Source organism: Kitasatospora sp. Ki12, assembly GCF_054601375.1.
This window is the reverse complement of the sequence record NZ_BAAIHT010000003.1, coordinates 1675421-1693577: the sequence shown is the minus strand read 5'-3', so window position 1 is coordinate 1693577 and position 18157 is coordinate 1675421. Positions and strand designations below refer to the sequence as shown.

14 protein-coding genes and 1 pseudogene are annotated in these 18157 nt (G+C 75.0%); 7 read left to right on the top strand and 8 right to left on the bottom strand.

Annotated elements, in window-relative coordinates:
* Positions 1-86: 86 nt before the first annotated feature.
* Positions 87-1673, top strand: a complete 1587-nt coding sequence (locus tag ACYP53_RS38045; RefSeq protein ID WP_459650972.1) for a lipase maturation factor family protein — start codon at positions 87-89, stop codon at positions 1671-1673.
* Positions 1674-1879: 206 nt separating this feature from the next.
* Complete coding sequence (locus tag ACYP53_RS38040; protein WP_459650742.1) at positions 1880-4105, top strand: hypothetical protein; 2226 nt, start codon at positions 1880-1882, stop codon at positions 4103-4105.
* Between the two features lie 76 nt (positions 4106-4181).
* Here the strand turns inward: ACYP53_RS38040 and ACYP53_RS38035 are convergent, their stop codons facing one another.
* Both ACYP53_RS38035 and ACYP53_RS38030 read right to left on the bottom strand, forming a co-directional pair.
* On the bottom strand, positions 4182-5234 hold the full coding sequence (locus ACYP53_RS38035) for a transglycosylase SLT domain-containing protein (protein ID WP_459650741.1): 1053 nt from the start codon (positions 5232-5234) through the stop codon (positions 4182-4184).
* 47 nt (positions 5235-5281) lie between these two features.
* Entirely contained in the window at positions 5282-6139 is an 858-nt protein-coding gene (locus ACYP53_RS38030; RefSeq protein ID WP_459650740.1) for a helical backbone metal receptor, read from the bottom strand.
* Between the two features lie 181 nt (positions 6140-6320).
* Between ACYP53_RS38030 and ACYP53_RS38025 the strand changes: the two genes are divergently transcribed.
* From ACYP53_RS38025 to ACYP53_RS38015, 3 genes are read left to right on the top strand one after another with little or no spacing between them, the layout of a single operon-like run.
* The gene (locus tag ACYP53_RS38025) at positions 6321-7403 is read left to right on the top strand and encodes an ABC transporter substrate-binding protein (protein WP_189913895.1); all 1083 of its coding nucleotides are present in this window, start codon (positions 6321-6323) and stop codon (positions 7401-7403) included.
* A gap of 60 nt (positions 7404-7463) precedes the next feature.
* Positions 7464-8501: a FecCD family ABC transporter permease gene (locus ACYP53_RS38020; protein WP_459650971.1), complete on the top strand. Its 1038-nt coding sequence runs from the start codon at positions 7464-7466 to the stop codon at positions 8499-8501.
* Positions 8498-9298 carry an ABC transporter ATP-binding protein gene (locus ACYP53_RS38015; protein WP_189913894.1) on the top strand — a complete coding sequence of 267 codons (801 nt, stop codon included), beginning with the start codon at positions 8498-8500 and terminating at the stop codon, positions 9296-9298. Before ACYP53_RS38020 ends, ACYP53_RS38015 begins: the two co-directional genes overlap by 4 nt.
* Before the next feature lie 47 nt (positions 9299-9345).
* On the opposite strand, the gene ACYP53_RS38010 is transcribed toward ACYP53_RS38015, so the two are convergent.
* From ACYP53_RS38010 to ACYP53_RS37995, 4 genes are all read right to left on the bottom strand, one after another.
* Complete coding sequence (locus ACYP53_RS38010) at positions 9346-10353, bottom strand: L-tyrosine/L-tryptophan isonitrile synthase family protein (protein ID WP_459650739.1); 1008 nt, start codon at positions 10351-10353, stop codon at positions 9346-9348.
* A 123-nt stretch (positions 10354-10476) separates the two neighbouring features.
* Positions 10477-11808 carry a cytochrome P450 family protein gene (locus tag ACYP53_RS38005; protein WP_189913892.1) on the bottom strand — a complete coding sequence of 444 codons (1332 nt, stop codon included), beginning with the start codon at positions 11806-11808 and terminating at the stop codon, positions 10477-10479.
* A 69-nt stretch (positions 11809-11877) separates the two neighbouring features.
* Complete coding sequence (locus ACYP53_RS38000) at positions 11878-13251, bottom strand: MFS transporter (RefSeq protein ID WP_459650738.1); 1374 nt, start codon at positions 13249-13251, stop codon at positions 11878-11880.
* Positions 13252-13491: 240 nt separating this feature from the next.
* Positions 13492-14055: a sigma-70 family RNA polymerase sigma factor gene (locus ACYP53_RS37995; protein WP_189913890.1), complete on the bottom strand. Its 564-nt coding sequence runs from the start codon at positions 14053-14055 to the stop codon at positions 13492-13494.
* A 115-nt stretch (positions 14056-14170) separates the two neighbouring features.
* On the opposite strand from ACYP53_RS37995, the gene ACYP53_RS37990 reads away from it, so the two are divergent.
* Positions 14171-14446: a zf-HC2 domain-containing protein gene (locus ACYP53_RS37990; RefSeq protein ID WP_459650737.1), complete on the top strand. Its 276-nt coding sequence runs from the start codon at positions 14171-14173 to the stop codon at positions 14444-14446.
* Positions 14447-14724: 278 nt separating this feature from the next.
* Here ACYP53_RS37990 and ACYP53_RS37985 read toward each other — a convergent pair whose 3' ends face one another.
* Positions 14725-15645 (bottom strand): hypothetical protein, encoded by a 921-nt coding sequence (locus ACYP53_RS37985; RefSeq protein ID WP_459650736.1) that lies wholly within the window; start codon positions 15643-15645, stop codon positions 14725-14727.
* A gap of 239 nt (positions 15646-15884) precedes the next feature.
* Between ACYP53_RS37985 and ACYP53_RS37980 the strand changes: the two genes are divergently transcribed.
* Positions 15885-17189, top strand: a complete 1305-nt coding sequence (locus tag ACYP53_RS37980) for a cytochrome P450 (RefSeq protein ID WP_459650735.1) — start codon at positions 15885-15887, stop codon at positions 17187-17189.
* Positions 17190-17262: 73 nt separating this feature from the next.
* Here ACYP53_RS37980 and ACYP53_RS37975 read toward each other — a convergent pair.
* Positions 17263-17949 (bottom strand): annotated as a pseudogene (locus tag ACYP53_RS37975) (N-acyl homoserine lactonase family protein).
* Positions 17950-18157: the final 208 nt, after the last annotated feature.

Here is an 18157-nt window from a genome sequence, read left to right as displayed (position 1 = left end):
TTCGGGCGGGCCGAGTGGGTGAACCGTCCGGCGCCCGTGCTCCGGCCCGGCCCGCGCGCCGGGCGGCGGTGGTAGGCATGGGCCGCATGGACTGGTTCGCCGCCCCCGACTACTGGCTGAGCCGGCTGCTCGTCCAACGCCTGCTCGCCGCCCTCTACCTGATCGGATTCCTCAACGCCGCCGCGCAGTTCCGCGCCCTCATCGGCGAGGACGGCATGCTCCCGGTGCCCCGTTTCACCGCCCGGGTCCCGTTCCGCCAGGCCCCCGGCCTCTTCCACCTCCACTACAGCGACCGGTTCTTCGCCGCCGTAGCCCTCGGCGGGGCCGCCCTCGCCGCCGCCGTCACCGCCGGGCTCGGCGACGCCGTCCCGCTCTGGGCCTCGATCCTGCTCTGGGCGGTGCTCTGGGTCCTCTACCTCTCCATCGTCAACGTGGGGCAGACCTGGTACTCCTTCGGCTGGGAGTCCCTGCTGCTCGAAGCCGGCTTCCTCGCCGCCTTCCTGGGCAACGCCGACACCGCCCCGCCCACGCCGGTGCTGTGGCTGCTGCGCTGGCTGGTCCTCCGGGTCGAGTTCGGCGCCGGACTGATCAAGCTGCGCGGCGACAGCTGCTGGCGCGACCTGACCTGCCTGCGCTACCACCACGAGACCCAGCCGATGCCCGGGCCGCTCAGCTGGTTCTTCCACCACCTGCCCGACCCGCTGCACCGGGTCGAGGTGGCCGCCAACCACGTCGTCCAACTCGTCGTACCGCTCTGCCTGCTGCTCCCGCAGCCGGTCGCGAGCTACGCCGCCTGCGCCGTCATCGCCACCCAGCTGTGGCTGATCGCCTCCGGCAACTTCGCCTGGCTCAACTGGCTCACCGTCGCCCTGGCCCTCGCCGCCGTGGAACCCGCCCGCCTCGGCCTGCCCGTCCACGCCCGCGCCTACCCCGGCACCCCGCTCTGGTACGAAGCCCTGGTGATCGCGCTGGTCGCGGCTGTCCTCGTGCTCAGCTACTGGCCGGTACGGAACATGGTCTCCCGCGGCCAGGTCATGAACCGCTCCTTCAACCGGCTCCACCTCGTCAACACCTACGGCGCCTTCGGCAGCGTCAACCGCCTCCGCCAGGAAGTCGTCGTCGAAGGCACCGACGAGTCGGTCCTCACCCCGCGAACGGTCTGGCGCGAGTACGGCTTCAAGGGCAAGCCCGGCGACGTGCGCCGCCTCCCGCGTCAGTACGCCCCCTACCACCTGCGGCTGGACTGGCTGATGTGGTTCGCCGGCATCTCGCCCGACTACGCCCGCCCCTGGTTCCTGCCCTTCGTCGCCCGGCTGCTGGCCGGCGACCCGGCGACGCTGCGGCTGCTGCGCCACAACCCCTTCCCGGACGCCCCACCGACCCACGTCCGGGCGACCCTCCACCTCTACCGGTTCACCGATTGGCGCGAACTGCGGGAAACCGGCGCGTGGTGGCACCGCACCGCGCTGGGCGAGTACCTCGCGCCGGTCGACCTTGCCGCCCTCGGTCGGGCCGGGCACCGACCACCACGGGGCCGGCCCCGGCGGGGACTCCGCGAGGTCCCGCTGGAACGGCCTCGGCGGCCGGGCCCCCGCCCCGGTCCGTCCACCGTTCGGAGGCCGGGACACCCGCCCGGACCAGCGCCGGACCACCCGGGCGGGTCCCCCGAGTAGCGGCCAGGCGGGCGGTATGGCACACGACACCGGCCCGTCGGGGCGGTGGGTGCGTGCAAGGCTCGAACGGGCACCCGTATTCTGGCCTCCCACAACCGGCAGGCCGACCGCGCGCCCCCTCGCCCCGCCCCAGGGGCACCCCCGCGCAACCGGTCCGCCGTCCCTCGTCGTCAGCCCCGCCGCCGTCGCCCAGAACCGGACCTCACATGACAGTGCTTCACTCGCGCAACGCCGACGCAGCCGACCCGGTGGACGTCGCCGACGCCGCAGACGTCAAGGACCCCCAGGACGCCGCCGCGGAGACCGACCTCCGCGAGGACCTCGGCCGCTACGCCGAACTCGGGGCCTTCACGCTCACCGCCGACACCCACGCCTGGTACGCGGCCGTCGACACCGTCGCCACCCCGGAGGACGCCCGCGCCGCCTCCACCGCGCTCGCCGAACTGCGCGGCCGCGACCTGCAGCAGACCTGGGAGGCCGTCACCGCCCTGGCCACCGAGGTCAAGCTGGACGAGCCCGACACCGTCGCCAAGACCGCGCTCCTGGTCGAGATGCTCCAGCGGGTGCACCGCACCTCCGCGACCCTCACCACCGCCGCGTACGACGCCGACCTCGGCGCCCTCGCCGCCGCCACCGCCGACAGCGCCTGGCGCCGCGAGAACGGCGTCAAGCTGTCCTGGCTGCGCGGCCGCTCGCTGCGCAAGCAGGCCACCGCCCTCGCCACCGACCGCCGGGTCCGCCGCGAGGACCTGCACGAGGCCCTCACCTCCGCCGAGATCGAGCGCCGCGCCTGGGCCGCCCTCGCCCCGGCCGGCACCCTTCCGGTCGCCCCCGCCGACGGCGCCCTGGTCGAGCGCACCGCCCAGGCCGTCGAAGCGATCGGCACCGGCCTGCGCGAACTCGCCCGCCTGCTGCCCGACCACGACCTGGACGGGCTGCCCTTCGCCGAACTGATCGACCTCGTCGAGCGGCTCGCCGCCGACGAAGGCACCCTCTACCGCCTCCCCACCATCGGCGGCCTGCGCGCCACCCTGGAGGAGGCCGGCCTCGGCGACCTGCTCGCCGAACTCGCCACCGCCAAGGCCGACCGCCGCGCCGCCGAGGCCGCGTACTCGGCCCGCCAGGCACTGGCGAGCGGGCAGCGCGACGGGCTGGCGGGGCAGACCGCCGTCGAGGAGCCGGTGACCGAGGAGCCGGAGGTCGAGGCGTCGGAGGTCGAGGCGTCGGACGTCGAGACGTCGGACGTTGAGGCGTCGGATGCCCCGGGTGCCGATGTCGCGGTGTCGGACGTGCCTGAGACGGTCGTTGAGGAGCCGGTCGCCGAGGAGCCGGTCGCCGACCTGTCGGACGCCGAGGCCGCGGCGCGTCAGGCGCTGGCCGGTGGGCAGCGGGACGGGCTCGTCGAGGAGGCTCCGGCTTCGGTGGAGGCTCCGGCTGTTGAGGCCGACGAGGCCGAGGCCGTCGTCGAGGTCGAGCCTGAGGTTGAGGCCGAGCTTGAGGTCGACGAAGCGGTCGAGACGTCGGCCGAGACCGAGCTGGTGTCGGGCCCGGAGGCCGACACGGACGCCGCTGATGTCGAGCCGCCCGCGGTGGAGGAGCTGACCGAGGTCGAGGCCCCGGCCGCCGTGGTCTCCCTCCCGGCGCCCTCCCCGGCCGCCGACGACCTGGTCGCCGTCGCGACCGCCGCCCTGGCCGAGGAGGCCGAGCCGGTCGTCGTGGTCGAGGAGCCCGCCGTCGAGACGGACGAGCCCGCTGCCGAGGTGGAGCCGGCCGAGGCCGAGGAGGCTGCTGCCGAGGCGGTCGAGACCGTGGTCGTCGACGAGCCCGCTGACGTTGAGCCGGTTGCCGAGGTCGCGGTCGAGGAGACCGCTGTCGAGGCCGAGATCGAGGCCGTGACCGAGGAGCCTGCCGCCGAGGAACTCGTCGCCGAGGAGGCCGTGGCCACTGAGGACAGCGTTGCCGTTGAGCCGGTGGCCGAGCCCGTTGTCGAGGAGCCTGCCGGCGAGGTCGAGCAGCCGACCGCCGTGACGGAGACCCCGGCTGTCGAGCCCGAGCTCGAGGCCGTCGCCGTTGAGGTGGAGGCCCCCGCTGTCGAGGCCGAGGTCGTCCCGGAGGAGTCCGCCGAGCCGGTTGCCGAGGTCGAGCCCGAGCCCGCCGTCGAGCCCGAGGCCCCCGCCGTCGAGCCCGAGGCCCCCGCCGTCGAGCCCGAGTCCGCTGCCCGTCCCGCGAAGCCGGACTTCACGCCCGGTCGCCCCGTGACCGCCTACTCGGCCGACGAGCTGCTCGCCGTCGTGCGGTGGCTGGACGGCGACGGGGTCGAGCGGAGTGACGAGGAGCTGCTGCGGGCGGCCATGAAGGAGCTGGGCTTCGCCCGGCTCGGCCCCCGGATCAAGGAGGCGCTGGGCGCCGCCGTCACCGCCGCGCGCGGCTGACGGGGACATCGCCTGACCGACCGGGCCCGGGACGCGATCGTGCGTCCCGGGCCCGGTCGCGTTCCGGGGGCTCCGGTCAGCCCGCCTTGTTCCAGGGCTGGCCGGACATCAGCGCCTTCACGTTGGCGACGTACCCGGGGTTGGGGATGTCCAGGCTGCCGACGACCTGGCCGGTGGCCGGGTCGGTGACGGCGTTGTAGTGCACGTTTCCCGCGCCCGCGTTGTACGCGGAGATGACCAGGTCGAGCAGGGGCGTCTTGCCGGTGGCCGGGTCGGGGGAGAGGTCGTAGCCGCCGCCGAAGGAGGAGTCGCCGTAGTAGGCGACGAGCCAGTCGAGCAGTTGGGTGCCGAGCTGGACGTTGCCGGTGAGCGTGGTGGCGTCCGAGGTGGTGCCGTACTTGCCGTTCATCCAGCTGATGGTGTTCGGCATGACCTGCATGGTGCCGATGCCGCCGTCACAGGCGAGGATGCCGGACTGCCAGCCGCTCTCCTGCCAGGCGATCGCCTTGACCAGGTTGACGGGCAGCGGCGGGAGCCGGTCGGTGCCGCCGCTGGCGAGCTTGAGCGTCCGGGACTGGCCGGCGGCCGCGGTGAGGGCGGCCGCGACGGCTTCCTTGGGTTCGTCCGGCCGGGGCTTGCTGGGCTGGCAGCCGCTCTGCAGTGGCGGCACGTGCGGGGTCGGCGGCGCGGGCGGCGGCGGGGGTGCGACGGGGCCGGGCTTGGCGGTCGGCACCGGGGCCGCGATGACGGGCTTGGCGACCGGAGGCTGGGTGGGCACCCCGGCGGGCGGGTTGCCGCCGGCCCTGGCGGCGGTGCCGGGCTGGGTGCTCGGCGTGGCCTTTCCGGACTTGCCCGCGCCGGCACTCGGGCTCTGCGGGGCGCCGGGGCTCGCGGTCGCGCTCGGGCTGGCGCTCGCCGGGGCGCTCGGGCTCGCGGTGTCGGTCGCGGTCGCGGACGGTGTCGCGCTCGGGCTCTCGGTGGACGGGGTGCTCGCGGCCACCGTGGTGGTGCCCGGCCCCGCGCCCTGGTGCCGGTCGGCGTGCTGGGTGCCGCAGCCCGTCAGGACGGCGGTCGACACGGCGGCGGCCGACACCAGGGTCAGTGTCCGCCGGGTGGTGCTGGCTCTCATGTGTGGTCCCCCCTCGTCACCGGTGGGCCCGGTGAGTGGCGGTCATCCTATGAGGTGCTGGTTCCGCCCCGTACGAACGGGTGGTCGAGCGCCTGCCGAAGGACGGCCGGTGCGGTGACCAGGGACGGTCCGTACCAGGTCAGGTGCCGTCCGCTGACCAGGGCGACCGGGGTGCCCGGGAACGCCTCCGGGCCGTCCTCGGCGGTGAAGCGGTACGGCTCGTCCGGCAGCACCACCAGATCCGGTCGGACGGAGAGCAGTTCGGGCAGCGGGACGGCGGGGTAGCGCTCGGGGTGGTCGGCGTGGACGAGGTGCAGGCCGAGACGGCGCAGCAGGTCCCCGGCGAAGGTGTCGTGGCCGAGCACCATCCAGGGGCGGCGCCAGATCGGCACGATCGCCCGGGGGCCCGTGCCTGTCCCCGTGCCTGTCCCTGTGCCCGCCCCCGGTCCCGCTCCCGTCCCCTTCTCCGGCGCGGCCGGTGCCCAGGCCGCCTCCGCCTCGTCCAACCAGGCGGGGCGCGGCAGTCGGCAGGCGAGGGTCAGCAGCCGGTGCAGCGAGCCGAAGGCGTCGTCCAGGGTGCGGATGTCGGTGACCCAGACCGGGACGCCGGCCGCCCGCAGCGCGTCCAGGTCGGGGCGCCGGTTCTCCTCGTCGTTGGCGATGACGAGGTCGGGTCCGAGCGCGAGGACGGCCGGGACGTCCGGGTTCTTGGTGCCGCCGATCCGGGTGACGGCCAGGTCGGCGGGGTGGCTGCACCAGTCGGTGGCGCCGACCAGCAGCTCGGGGGCGGTGGCGGCGACCGCCTCGGTCAGCGAGGGCACCAGCGAGACCACCCGGCGGGGCGGGTGCGGCCCGAGCCGGACGGGAAGGTCGAGATCGTCGCGCGCGGTGGTGGGGTCGGCCATCCGGCCAGCCTATGTCCGCCGTGAATCCGCCCGGGGGCCGGTCGTGAATCCGCTGTGAGCCCGCCGGTGCCGGACAAGAATCCGCCGGGATCCGCCGGAACCCACCGCCCGGGCCGTCCGACTACCTGGTCCGGGTCCGCAGCACGGGCCCGAGCACGGATCACCCACCAGGAGAGTTGTCATGCGCCCACGCGTTGTCTGCGGAATCGCGGCCGCCGTCGCCCTGTTCGCCACGGCCTGCGGAAGCGGTGGCGGGGGTGGCCAGGGTTCCTCCGTCACCGCCCAGGCCGCGCCGGCCGGTGCCTACCCGGTCAAGGTCGCCGACTGCGCGGGCAAGGAGACCGTCATCGCCAAGGCACCGGCGAAGATCGTCACCAGCAACGCGTCGAGCCTGGAGATGCTGCTCCGGCTGGGCGCGGGTGACCGGGTGATCGGCACCGGCTTCCCGCCCGGCAAGGGCACCCTGCCCGCGGACCTCGCCGACCAGGGCGGCAAGGTCCCGGTGCTGGGGGACAAGGTGATCCCCAAGGAGAAGCTGCTGGGCTCCGGTGCCGACCTCTACGTCGACACCTTCAGCGCGATGCCGATGATGGGCGGCGGCGCCACCGGGCCGAGCGAGGAGGAGTACGCGGCGGCCGGCATCCAGCACGTCTTCCTGCTCTCCACCGCCTGCGCCGGCACCCCGAAGGCCGCCAAGGCGCCGCGCACCGACCTCGCCGGGGTCGAGGACGACATCCGCCGGCTCGGAGCGGTCACCGGCACGGCGGCCCGCGCGGAGGAGCTGGTGACCGGGATGGAGAAGCGGATAGGTGAGGTCCGCACCGCGCTCGCCGGCGTCCCGGAGGGGCAGCGGCCGAGCTACTTCGTCTTCGACTTCGACGCCGGGACCAAGCAGCCGGTGGCGGTGTGCGGGCGGCAGGTCGCCAACGCCGTGATCACCCAGGCCGGGGCGCGCAACGTGTTCGCCGACTGCGACGCCGACTTCAAGCCGGGCTCCTGGGAGGACGTCGTCGCCAAGAACCCGGACTGGATCCAGCTCGCGGTCCGCAACCGGGGCAGCGAGGAGGCCACCCGCAAGGCCTTCGACGACGCCGAGGCGTTCCTGAGGAGCTTTCCCGCGACCCAGGGCCTGAAGGCCGTCCAGGAGGGGCACTTCGTCCGGCTCGGCTCCGAGGTGACCACCATCGCGGGCGTGCGCAACGCCGACGCCGTCCGGCAGATCGCCGCGACCGTCCACCCCGACCTCGTCAAGAACGGGCAGTAGTCCGTGACGTCCACGTCGGTCGATCACGTCGAGGCGGTCGACAGCCCGCGCCCGGCCCGCATGCTGCGGGCCGGGCCGCTGGCCGCCGCCCTCGCCGTCGCCCTGGTGCTCGCGCTGACCGCGGCCGTCTCGCTCGGGTCGGTGGACATCCCGCCCGGCGAGGTCTGGTCGGTGGTCGCCCGCCGGCTGACCGGGCAGACCCCCGAAGCCGGCACCCGCGACCTCATCGTCTGGCAACTACGCGTCCCGCGCGCCCTGTTGGCGGGAGTGGTGGGCGCCGGGCTCGGCCTGGTCGGCACCGCCGTCCAGGCCCTGGTCCGCAACCCGCTGGCCGACCCGTACCTGCTCGGCATCTCCTCCGGCGCCTCCCTGGGCGCGGTCGCCGCGATCGTGCTCGGCACCACCTTCGGACTCCAGCTCTCCTTCGGCAGCGCGCTCGGCCTCACCGTCTCCCTGGCGGCGTTCGCCGGCGCGCTCGCCGCGTTCTCGCTGGTGTGGCTGATGGCCCGGCGCGGCGGCGGCTTCTCCCCGCTGCGCCTGGTGCTCGCCGGCATCGGCATCGCCCAGTTCCTCGGCGGCATCACCAGCTACCTCGTCCTGCAGACCCGCGACGAGCAGCAGACCCGGGGCGTGCTGTTCTGGCTCATGGGCAGCCTCGGCGGCGCCGTCTGGGCCCAACTCGCCGTCCCCGCCGTCGCCGTGGCGCTCGGTCTCGCTCTGCTCCAGGCCCGCGCCCGGGGGCTCAACGCGATGCTGATGGGCGACGAGACGGCGGCCGGGCTCGGCGTGGACGTCGCCCGGCTGCGCCGCGAGGTCTTCGTCGTCACCAGCGTGCTCACCGGGGTCCTGGTCGCCGTCTCCGGGGCGATCGGCTTCGTCGGGCTGATGGTGCCGCACGTGTGCCGACTGCTCCTCGGCGGCGACCACCGGCGCCTGCTGCCGCTGTCCGCGCTGACCGGGGCCCTGCTGCTGGTCGTCGTCGACACGGTCGCCCGGACCGCCCTGGACGGCCAGGAACTGCCGATCGGCGTGGTCACCGCCGTGCTCGGCGCCCCCACCCTGCTCTACCTGCTGGACCGACGTCTGGAGCGCAGTTGAGGATCGCCGTCGAGGACTTGAGCGTCGCCCTGGCCGGGCGGACCGTGCTGGCCGGGGTCCACCTGGTCGCCGAGGAGGGGGAGATCGCCGGACTGGTCGGGCCCAACGGGAGCGGCAAGTCCAGTCTGCTGCGCACCGTCTACCGGCACCTGCGGCCGAGCGCCGGGCGGGTGCTGCTGGCCGGGCAGGACCTCGCGGAGCTGCGGCCCGCGCAGTCCGCCCGGCACATCGGGGCGCTGCCCCAGGAACGCGGTGGGGACTTCGAGTTGACCGTGCGCGAGGTGGTCGCGATGGGCCGTACCCCGTACAAGCGGGCCTTCGCCGCCGACGACGCCGAGGACCACCGGATCACCGCCGGGGCGCTGGCCCGGGTGGGGATGGCGGCGGCCGCCGACCGCCGGTTCTCCCAGCTGTCCGGCGGCGAACGCCAGCGGGTGCTGCTGGCCCGCGCGCTCGCGCAGCAGCCGGCCGTCCTGGTGCTGGACGAGCCGACCAACCACCTGGACGTCCGCCATCAGGTCGAACTCCTGGCCCTGCTGCGGGAACAGCGCCGCACCACGTTGGTGGCCCTGCACGACCTCAACGCCGCGGCCTCGGTCTGCGACCGGCTGCACGTCCTGCACCGCGGCGCCCTGGTCGCCTCCGGGAAGCCGCGCGAGGTGCTGACCGCCGAACTGCTGGCGGAGGTCTTCGGGGTACGGGCCGCGGTGGTCGAACACCCGCTCACCGGCGATCCGTTGATCGCCTTCGACCACCGCACTCCGGTCGGTGCGGTGGTCCCCGCGGCGGAGCGGTAGGCCGGTCTCCGGCCCCGCCCTGTGGCTTTCCCCAGGGGGGCTTCCCCTCAGTGGCCCTGCGGGTGGCTCTCGTAGTGGCTCGGCCGGCCGTCGCGCAGCACCAGCCGGCCGAGCCGACCGGCCTCCTCGCTGCGCAGCAACTCCCAGGTCCCGTCCTCCCGGTGGAGCACCGAGGAGTGCCAGGGTGTGGTCCAGACGTCGGCCGCGGCCAGCAGCCGGATGCCGAACTTCGCCACCCCGGCCGGCTGCGGGTGGATGGAGAGCCGGACCGCCCGGGGGTGGTGCTCGGCGATCAACTCGCCCCAGGCACGGCTGCGCTGGATCACCCCGTAGGCGCGGCGTCGGCACTCCCGTTGCAGGGCCGAGCGGGTGCCGGGGAAGCCGACGGTGTCCTCGGTGAGGAAGCGGGTGATGCCGCGGTAGAGCCGCAGGGTCTCCTCCTCGGTCAGCACCTGCTCGCGCAGCTCCTCGACGGTGGGGGCGTACTCCTCGTGCACCCGGGCGCGCTTGTCGTCGTACGGGAGGTCGCCGAGGACGTCCCGCAGGTCGAAGGTGTCGAGGTGGTCCAGGCCCTCGCGGGCGATCATCGCGGTCAACTCGTCGGAGTACGCGTCGATGTGGTCGTCCGGGACGTTGATCAGGTCGCCGAAGACGTGACCGTCGGAGCAGATCAGGATCCGGGCCCCGGGCTCGTGGAGGCGGCCTATCTCGGCGCAGAGCCGGTCGAGGAAGGTCAGAGACAGCCGTTCGCCCTCGTCGGGCAGGTGGCCGAGCACCTTCGCGGGGTTCGGTGACTTGCACGGGAAGCCGGGCAGGGTGAACACGATCGGCTCACCGGCGGCGACGAAGGCCGCCACCTGCGCGAGCTGGAGCGGGAAGTGCTCCGGCCGGGCCTCGAACTCCGGGTCGGAGGCGCGGCGGTGCGGCAGCAGCAGGCCGAGGATGCGGGCGGCGAGCCGCTCGGCCGCGGGGTGGTCCCCGGGCCCGGTGACGGGAGCCGGGGTGGTGGGGCTGGCGCTGGGGCTCGGGGCGATGGCGGTGCCGACGGGCGGCATGGCGGATCCTCCACGGATGTGATGCGGTACGGGCTTCGGGCAGGCGGAGCCGGGGTCGGTGCCGGGGTGTTGTGTTGCTGGGGCGCCCTCGGTGCTGCGGTGCCGGGCGGCGCGTTGGGCGGGTCAGCGGCGCCGGTCGTAGGCGACGGGCAGCCGGTTGACGCCGCGGGCCAGGACGGCGGGGATCCAGGTGAGGTCCGCCAGGCCGTCGCCCGGGGCCTCTGCCGGACGCAGGCCGGACAGGCGGGAGAGCAGGGTGCCGACGGCGATCCCGAGTTCGGCCCGGGCCAGCGCCGCGCCGGGGCAGTAGTGGATGCCGTGGCCGAAGGCGAGGTGGGCGTTGGGGGAGCGGTCGAGGTCGAGGCGGTCGGCCTCGGGGAACCGCTCCCCGTCGCGGTTGGCGGCGCAGAGCGAGACGATCACCGAGTCGCCGGCCGGGACGGTGGTGCCGAACAGGTCGCTGTCCTCGGTGAAGAACCGCCAGGTGGTCAGCTCGAACGCGGCGTCGTGGCGCAGCAGTTCCTCCACCGCCCGGGCGAGCAGTCCGGGCTCGTCGAGGCCCCCGCGCAGGCGGTCGAGCTGCTCGGGGTGGCGCAGCAGGGTGATCAGCATGGTGGTGATCTGGTTGGTGACCGGCTCCTGGCCGGCGACCAGCAGCTGGAACACCATGGAGTCGAGCTCCTCGCGGCTCAACTCGCCCGCGTCGTGGGCGGCGACGAGCCGGCCGAGCAGGTCCTCGGACTCCTCCCAGCCGGGCTCCCGGCAGTCGCTCCGCTTGCGGGTGACGACGTCGGCGATGTACGTCTGCAGGCCGCGCAGCCGTGCCTCGTACGCCGGACGGCCGGGGTCCTGCGGGCCGACCGGCTGGACCACCTTGCCCCAGTCGCGGTCGAAGCGGTCGGCCAACTCGGCGGGGAGGCCGATGACTTCGGCGAGCACCTGGAAGGGGTAGTGGGCCGCGAACCCGGCCACCAGGTCGGCGCCGCCGGTCTCGGGCAGCCGGTCCACCAGGGCGTCCGCCAGCTCCTGCAGCCGGGGGCGCAGCGACTCCACCCGGCGCGGGGCGAAGGCGTCCAGGACGAGCCGGCGCATCGAGGTGTGCTTGGGCGGGTCCTGGTGGAGCAGGTGCACCTGGAGCTGGGAGTGCTGGGGCTCGGGCATGATCGACGCGAGCCGGCGCCAATTGTCGTTGCCCAGGGCGTGGTTCTTGCCGAGGCGGGGGTCGTTGAGGGCCGTGTGGGCGGCCTGGTAGCCGGTGACCAGCCAGGCGTGGATGCCGCTGGGGAACTCCACCCGGTGCACCGGTCCGGCCTCGCGCATCCGCCGGTACAGCGGGTACGGGTCGCTCTTGTACTCCGGCCCGTACAACGGGACGGGGGAGGGCAGCCGGTCGTACCCGTACGGGCAGCGCGCGGCGCCCTCGGTGGTGGCCGGGTCGGGGATCGTGTCGGTCATCTGGGCTGTCCTTCACTGCGGTTGGGGCGGTTCGGGCGGTTGGGGGCGGGCGTTTCCGGGGAGGCCCGGTCAGGTCCGGCGGTGGCGGTGCAGGGCGAGCAGGACGACGGCGGTGCCGGCGACCAGGGCCGCCAGGGAGATCCCGGCGCGGGTCCCGGTGGTGGCGCGGTCGCCGGCCAGCGCGGCGGCGGTGGCCAGGGCCGGCCCGAGGGCGAAGCCGAGGCTGCGGGCGAGCTGGACGGCGGAGCCGGCGGTGGCGAGCTTCCCGGGCGGGGAGGCGGTCATCACCAGGGCCTGGGTGGGGCCGCCGTTGAGGCCCATCCCGGCGCCGGCGAGGGCGAGCCGGGCGGCGATGTCCCCGGCGGACCAGCCGGTGTCCAGCGGGATGAGCAGGGCCAGGCCGAGGGTGGTGACGGCGGCGCCGGTGAGCGCGGTCGGGCGGGCGCCCCAGCGGTCGGCCAGCCGTCCGCCGACCCGGCCGGCCAGCACCATGCCGAGCGGGAACGCCAGCATGGTCAGCGCGGTGGTGGTGGCGCTCTCGCCCCGAGGGCCGCGCAGGTACTGGGCGAGCAGGTAGTGGCAGGCCGCGAAACCGGCGGCGAGCGCCAGCACCGAGGCGTTGACCCCGGCGGTTCCGGCGGCCCGCAGCACCTCCGCCACCGGCCGGCCGCCGGGGCGGCGCAGCCACAGCAGCACCAGCGGTGCGGCGGGCAGCACGAGCAGCAGCCACTGCGGGGCCCCGGGGGCCAGGGTCAGCCCGAGCAGGACGGCGGCGACGGCGCCGCCGATCAGGGCGGCGTCCCCGAGCGAACCCCGGTCGGGCAGCCGCAGCCCGCCGCGTCGCGGGGCATGCCGCCGCACGATGAGCACGGCTGCCAGGCAGACCGGCAGTTTGACCAGGAAGATCGCCCGCCAGCCGAGGTGGTCCAGCAGCAGGCCGCCGATGACCGGGCCGGTCACCGCGCCGAGCGGGCCCAGCGTCGCGGGCACGCTCATCGCCCGCCCGCGCAGCTCGGGCCGGACGGAGGTCGCGGCGAGCACCGGCATCAGGACGAAGAGCACGGCCCCGAAGGCGCCCTGCAGCAGACGGGCCGCGATCAGCCAGCCCGCCCACGGGGCTGCGGACGCGAGCATGCTGCAGCCGGCGAAGCAGCCGACCGCGAGCAGCAGCGCCGACCGGGTGCCGACCTGGTCCAGCCACCGGCCGGCGGGCAGGAGGAGGGCGACGAGCGGGAGTTGGTAGCCGAGGACGGCCCACTGGGCGACCCCGGGGGAGACGTGCAGACCGGTCGATATGTCGGTGAGCGCCAGGTTGACCACGTTCATGTCGAGCATCGCGACGAACGAGAGCAGGCCCGCGGCCACCACCAGGCTCCAGCGGTCGACCGGCTCGGCCTGATGGTCAGTCAGTGCTGCGGCGACCGTGGGCTGTTGCGCTGCCATGGAGTCCCTCCGTTCCGTGCTGCCGTAAACCGGACACCGCCTCGGCGGCGGGGTCCGGTACAGCAGTCGGGGGCGCGAGGGCTCCGGTTCCGAACACTTGGATGATTTTTTCGGCGGCGCTGCCCGGCGGGTGGGCGGCGGCCGACGGAGAACAGATGACAGAGAACAGATGACAGCTGACAGATTTCGAAATCTGTCAGCTGTCATCTGTTACCCGAAGTCCGTCAGTCCTCGCCCGCCTCAGCAGGCGGTGGCGAGCTCCCCGGCCTCCGCCGCGCGCAGTCGTGCCATCAGCTCCTCCCGCGCCCGGGCGACCCGGGAGCGGACGGTGCCGACGGGGCAGCCGGCGACCTCGGCCGCCTCGGCGTAGCTCAGTCCGACCACCTGGGTCAGCACGAAGGCCTCCCGGCGCTGGGCGGGCACCCGGTCGAGCAGGTCGTCGAGCGCGATGCCGTCCTCGAACCCGGCCTCCGGCGTCCCGCTCTGCCGTTCCGCCGCCTCCTGCCAGTCCGGCAGTGCCGCGAAGCGCGGCCGGGCCGCGGCCATCCGGTACCGGTCGATCACCGTGCGCCGGGCGATCGACAGCAGCCAGGTGCGGGCCGAGGAGCGGCCGGCGAAGGCGGGCAGGCCGCGCAGTGCGCGCAGGAAGGTCTCCTGTGCGAGGTCGTCCGCGGACTGGACGTCGGTCAGATGGGCGACGAAGCGCCAGACGTCCCGCTGGGTGGCGCGGACGAAGGCCTCGACGTCCGCGGCCCGGCCGGAGCGGGCGGTCAGCGCGAGCGCCGTGAGCTGGTCGTCATCCACGGCGGCCTCCGACCCGGGCGGTCCCGACGTACCCGGTCCCGGCGGGCTCGGTCCCGTAGCGGCCGGCCCCGACCCGGTCGACGCCGTCCCTGCGGCCGTGCGGGACGATGGTGATATGAGATGCGCGCAGTTCCGTACCGCTCTGTCCGCACGCCTGGACGGCGAACCGAGCGGTCTCGCCGACGCCCGGCTGGACAAGCACGTCGCGCGCTGCGCCGGTTGCCGGGACTGGCTGGAGCGGGCGGAGCGGCTGCGCGGCCGGGTCCTGGCGGCCGCCGCCGACGGTCCGTCCCCGGAGTGGTCGGCCCGGCTGATGGCCGGCCTGGAGGCGGAGGGGCTGGTCGGTCGCGCTCCGGAGGGCTCGGAGGGCCCGGAGGCCGCGGAACGGTAGGACGGTGGCGCCGGCCGGAGCCGGTGCGCCGTCGTAGTCAGGCATGGAAAGGTCCCGAGGGGAAGGCTGGGGACGGCCCCGCTCAGGGCGGCGCCGTCGGCGTCCGTGGGCGGCCGCGCAGTACCGCGCACCTCCCGGATCGACCGGTGGGAGCGGCGGCGGGCGCGGGCCCGCGCCCTGGCGGCACGGCGGCGGAGGACGCGGCCGTACGGCAGGGCGACCTGCCCGTCGCGGGGGTCCGATGGCCGGAGGAGGCCGGGGGAGCGGCGGCGGGCGCGTCAGCTGGCGAGGGCGAACGCCGGCGGTCCGCGCCGGACGACGGCATGGGTGAGCAGGACCGACCGGGGCGGCCTGGCCCGGTCGTCGGCGGGCCGGGGCGAAGCCGGGGCCCGGTGGCCGAAGGGGCGCGCGAACAGTACGAGCAGCGGGAGCAGCAGCGCCCCCGCGACGACGCCGCCGAGCGCGCCGAGCAGTTCGAAGAGCCGGACCAGCACCGCGTCACCGCGCCACAGCAGCAGCGCGCACGCGAGCGCGGCCAGCACGTGGCCGGCGGCCATGCCGGGCGACATCCCGTGGGACATGTCGCCCGCCATGCCACCTGCCATGTCGTGCGTCATCCCGTGCGCGGCGCCGCCCGTCGTCCCGGCGGGCATCCCGCCGGGCATCGGGTGCGACATGCCGGGCATCCCGGCCATTCCGGGCAGGCCCAGGTCCATGGCCGTCCCGTCGGCGGAGGCTCCCGCCGCGGACGACGCGTGGTGCAGCCCCAGGGTGGGGCGCACTCCACCGGTGGCCGGCGGGGCGTCCGGGTCGATGCCCGCCATCCGCGCCAGGTCGAGCGGTGAGAGCCCGGCGGGCAGCCGGTCCGGGCGGCAGAGCAGGAGGGAGGCCCAGTCCGTGGTGGCGAGCCGGCCGAGACCGCCGCCCCCGCGGCCGAACGCCCCGGCCTGTTCGAACAACTGGTGCAGCGCGGTCTGCGCCACGACCATCCAGGCGCTGATCACGCCGAGCCCGCGCCGCTTCCCGGCGAGCAGCCAGGTCAGTCCCAGGACCGCCGCGAACGCGCCGGCCAGTACCGTCGGCGAGACCCCGGAGCCGGCCATGGCGACGTGCGCGGTGGCGGCCGTCGCCACGCACAGCGCGGCGAAGACCACGGCGCGCAGCAGGCGGATCCGGTCGGTCATCACGATGGCACTCATCGTCGCACCCGTCCCGCCCGGCCCGTACCGCACCCTCCGGTATTGGCAGGTTCCGTCCCGTGAGACCATCCCCGGCCGCCCTCCGGCCGCCCCGGCGTTGATCCGTCGAACCGAACACCCGCTCGTACGACCATCGGTGCAGCTTGACAAGCACTCACCGCCTGCTCACTAAATGTGCACGAGCCAGTACGTTCCGTGCGTACCGGAACGGCGCCGTCCAGAAGCAGGGAGGTCCGGCCATGGAGACCCCGGCGGACACCACGGAGTCCTTTGCCAGCTTTACCAACCGTGCCGACGCTGCCGGTCCTGCCGACCGGGTCGCGGCCGTCGACCTCGCCGACCCCGCCTTCTGGCGGCTGCCCGCTCCCGCCCGTGCCGCCGCCTTCGCGGAGCTGCGCCGCCTCCCGGGCCCGGTCTACTTCGGCGACCGCGCCACCGGTCGGGGCTTCCACGCCCTGGTCCGTCACGCCGACGTGGTGGAGGCCAGCCGCACCCCCGCCGTCTTCCTGAGCGGCCCCGGCGTCACCACCCCCGCCCCGGCCCGCTGGGTCCGGCTGCTGTTCGGCGACTCGATGGTCAACCTGGACGACCCCCGGCACGCCCAGCTGCGCCGGATCGTCTCCCGGGCGTTCACCCCGCGGCTGCTCGGCAGGGTCGAGGAGGACGTCCGGCGGATCAGCACCGTGCTGGTCGACCGGGTGGAGCGGGACCGGCCCGAGGACTTCGTCAGTGCGGTCGCCGCCGAACTCCCGTTCCAGGTGATCTGCACCATGATGGGCATCCCCGAGCGGCCGCGCCGCGAGATCCTCGACCTGGTCAACCGCACCTCCGCGGACATCGGGGTGGCCCGTACGCTGAGCCGGCGGCTCCGGTCGCCCGGGCGCGGGCTGCGGGCGCTCGCCCGGATGCAGGTCATCGTGGCCGGGATCGGCCGGGAGCGCCGCCGCCGGCCGGCCGAGGACCTGATCTCCGCGCTGGTCACCGCCGACGTGGACGGCCGCCGGCTCACCGGCCGCGAACTCGGCGCCTTCTTCACCCTGCTGCTGGTCGCCGGCGTCGAGACCACCCGCAACGCGCTCGCCCACGGCCTGCACCTGCTGACCGTCCACCCCGAGCAGCGGGCCCTGCTCCTCGCCGACCTGGACGGGCGGCTCGACGGCGCGGTGGACGAGATGGTCCGCCACGCCACGCCGATCATCCAGTTCCACCGGACCGTCGCCGTCGACCACGAGCTCGGCGGGCCCGGCGGCCCGCTGCTGCGCGCGGGGGAGAAGGTGGCGCTGTACTACGGCTCCGCCAACCACGACGAGGCGGTCTTCCCCGACCCGGACGCCTTCGACCTCACCCGCACGCCCAACCCCCACCTCGGCTACGGCGGCGGCGGACCGCACTACTGCCTCGGCGCGCACCTGGCCCGGCAGGAGATGACGGCGCTGTTCCGGGAGCTGTTCACCCGGCTGCCGGAGGCCCGCTCGGTCGGCGAGCCGGAGCTGGTCCCGTCCAGCTTCGACCACCGGGTCCGCTCGCTGCGGTTCACCTTCTGAGCGTCCGGCCCGGCGTGCCTCGCGGACCGTCCGGCCGGGCGTGCTTCGCGGGGTGTTGCGCCCGGCGCGCCCGCTACTCGGACGGCTCCCACACCGCGTGGTCGTGCGCGAAGAGCACCCGGTGCGGTGCGTGCTCGGCGATCCGGTCGAGCCAGGCCCGGTAGCCGGGCAGCGGCGCGGCCACGCCCTCGTGCGCCGCCCGCCGGGCGAGCAGCGCCTGCCCGTACTCGGAGGCGAAGTCGTACGCCTGACCGGCCAGTAGGACCGGTCCGCCGCCCGAGCGTTCGACCAGCAGCGACTGGTGGCCCTCGGTGTGGCCGGGGGTGGGCAGCACCCGGACGCCGGGCCAGACCTCCGCCTCGCCGTCCAGCTCGCGGTAGTCGGCGCCGGGGAAGTCGACCAGGGCGTCGATGGTGTAGCCACCGCGCCGGGCGGCGGCCAGCTCAGTGGCCTGCACCAGGACGGTGGTGCCGGCCAGCAGCGGGTTCCCGCCTCAGTGGTCGAAGTGCAGGTGGCAGTTGACCACCAGGTCGACGTCGCGGAGGGAGACCCCGGCCGCGGCGAGCGCCTCGGGCAGCGGCCGGCGGACCGGGCGGTAGTGGGCCTCGGTCTCCGGCTCGCCGCCGCCGATCCCGGTGTCGAACAGCAGCAGCCCCTCCGGGCGCCGGACCAGGTACGCGAGCACCGGCTCCACCCGCGGTTCCGGGCCGCCTACTTCGGCGGCCGGGCGGACGAAGTAGCCCAGGTCGAGGCGGCGGATCAGGTCCAAGTCGTCCCCCACGGTGTCACGGTGTCACGGTGTCGCGGCGTGCCGGTCTGCCCCGGTACGGGCGGCTGCTGTCCGTACGCCCGTGTGTGCCGCCGGTTCGCACCCTACCGGCGGCCCCGGCGGCCAGGCCCCGGTACGGCCCCGGTGCGGTGCCGGTGGCGGGCGTCACAGCGGGTGCGTGCGAACGGGAGCAGAATGC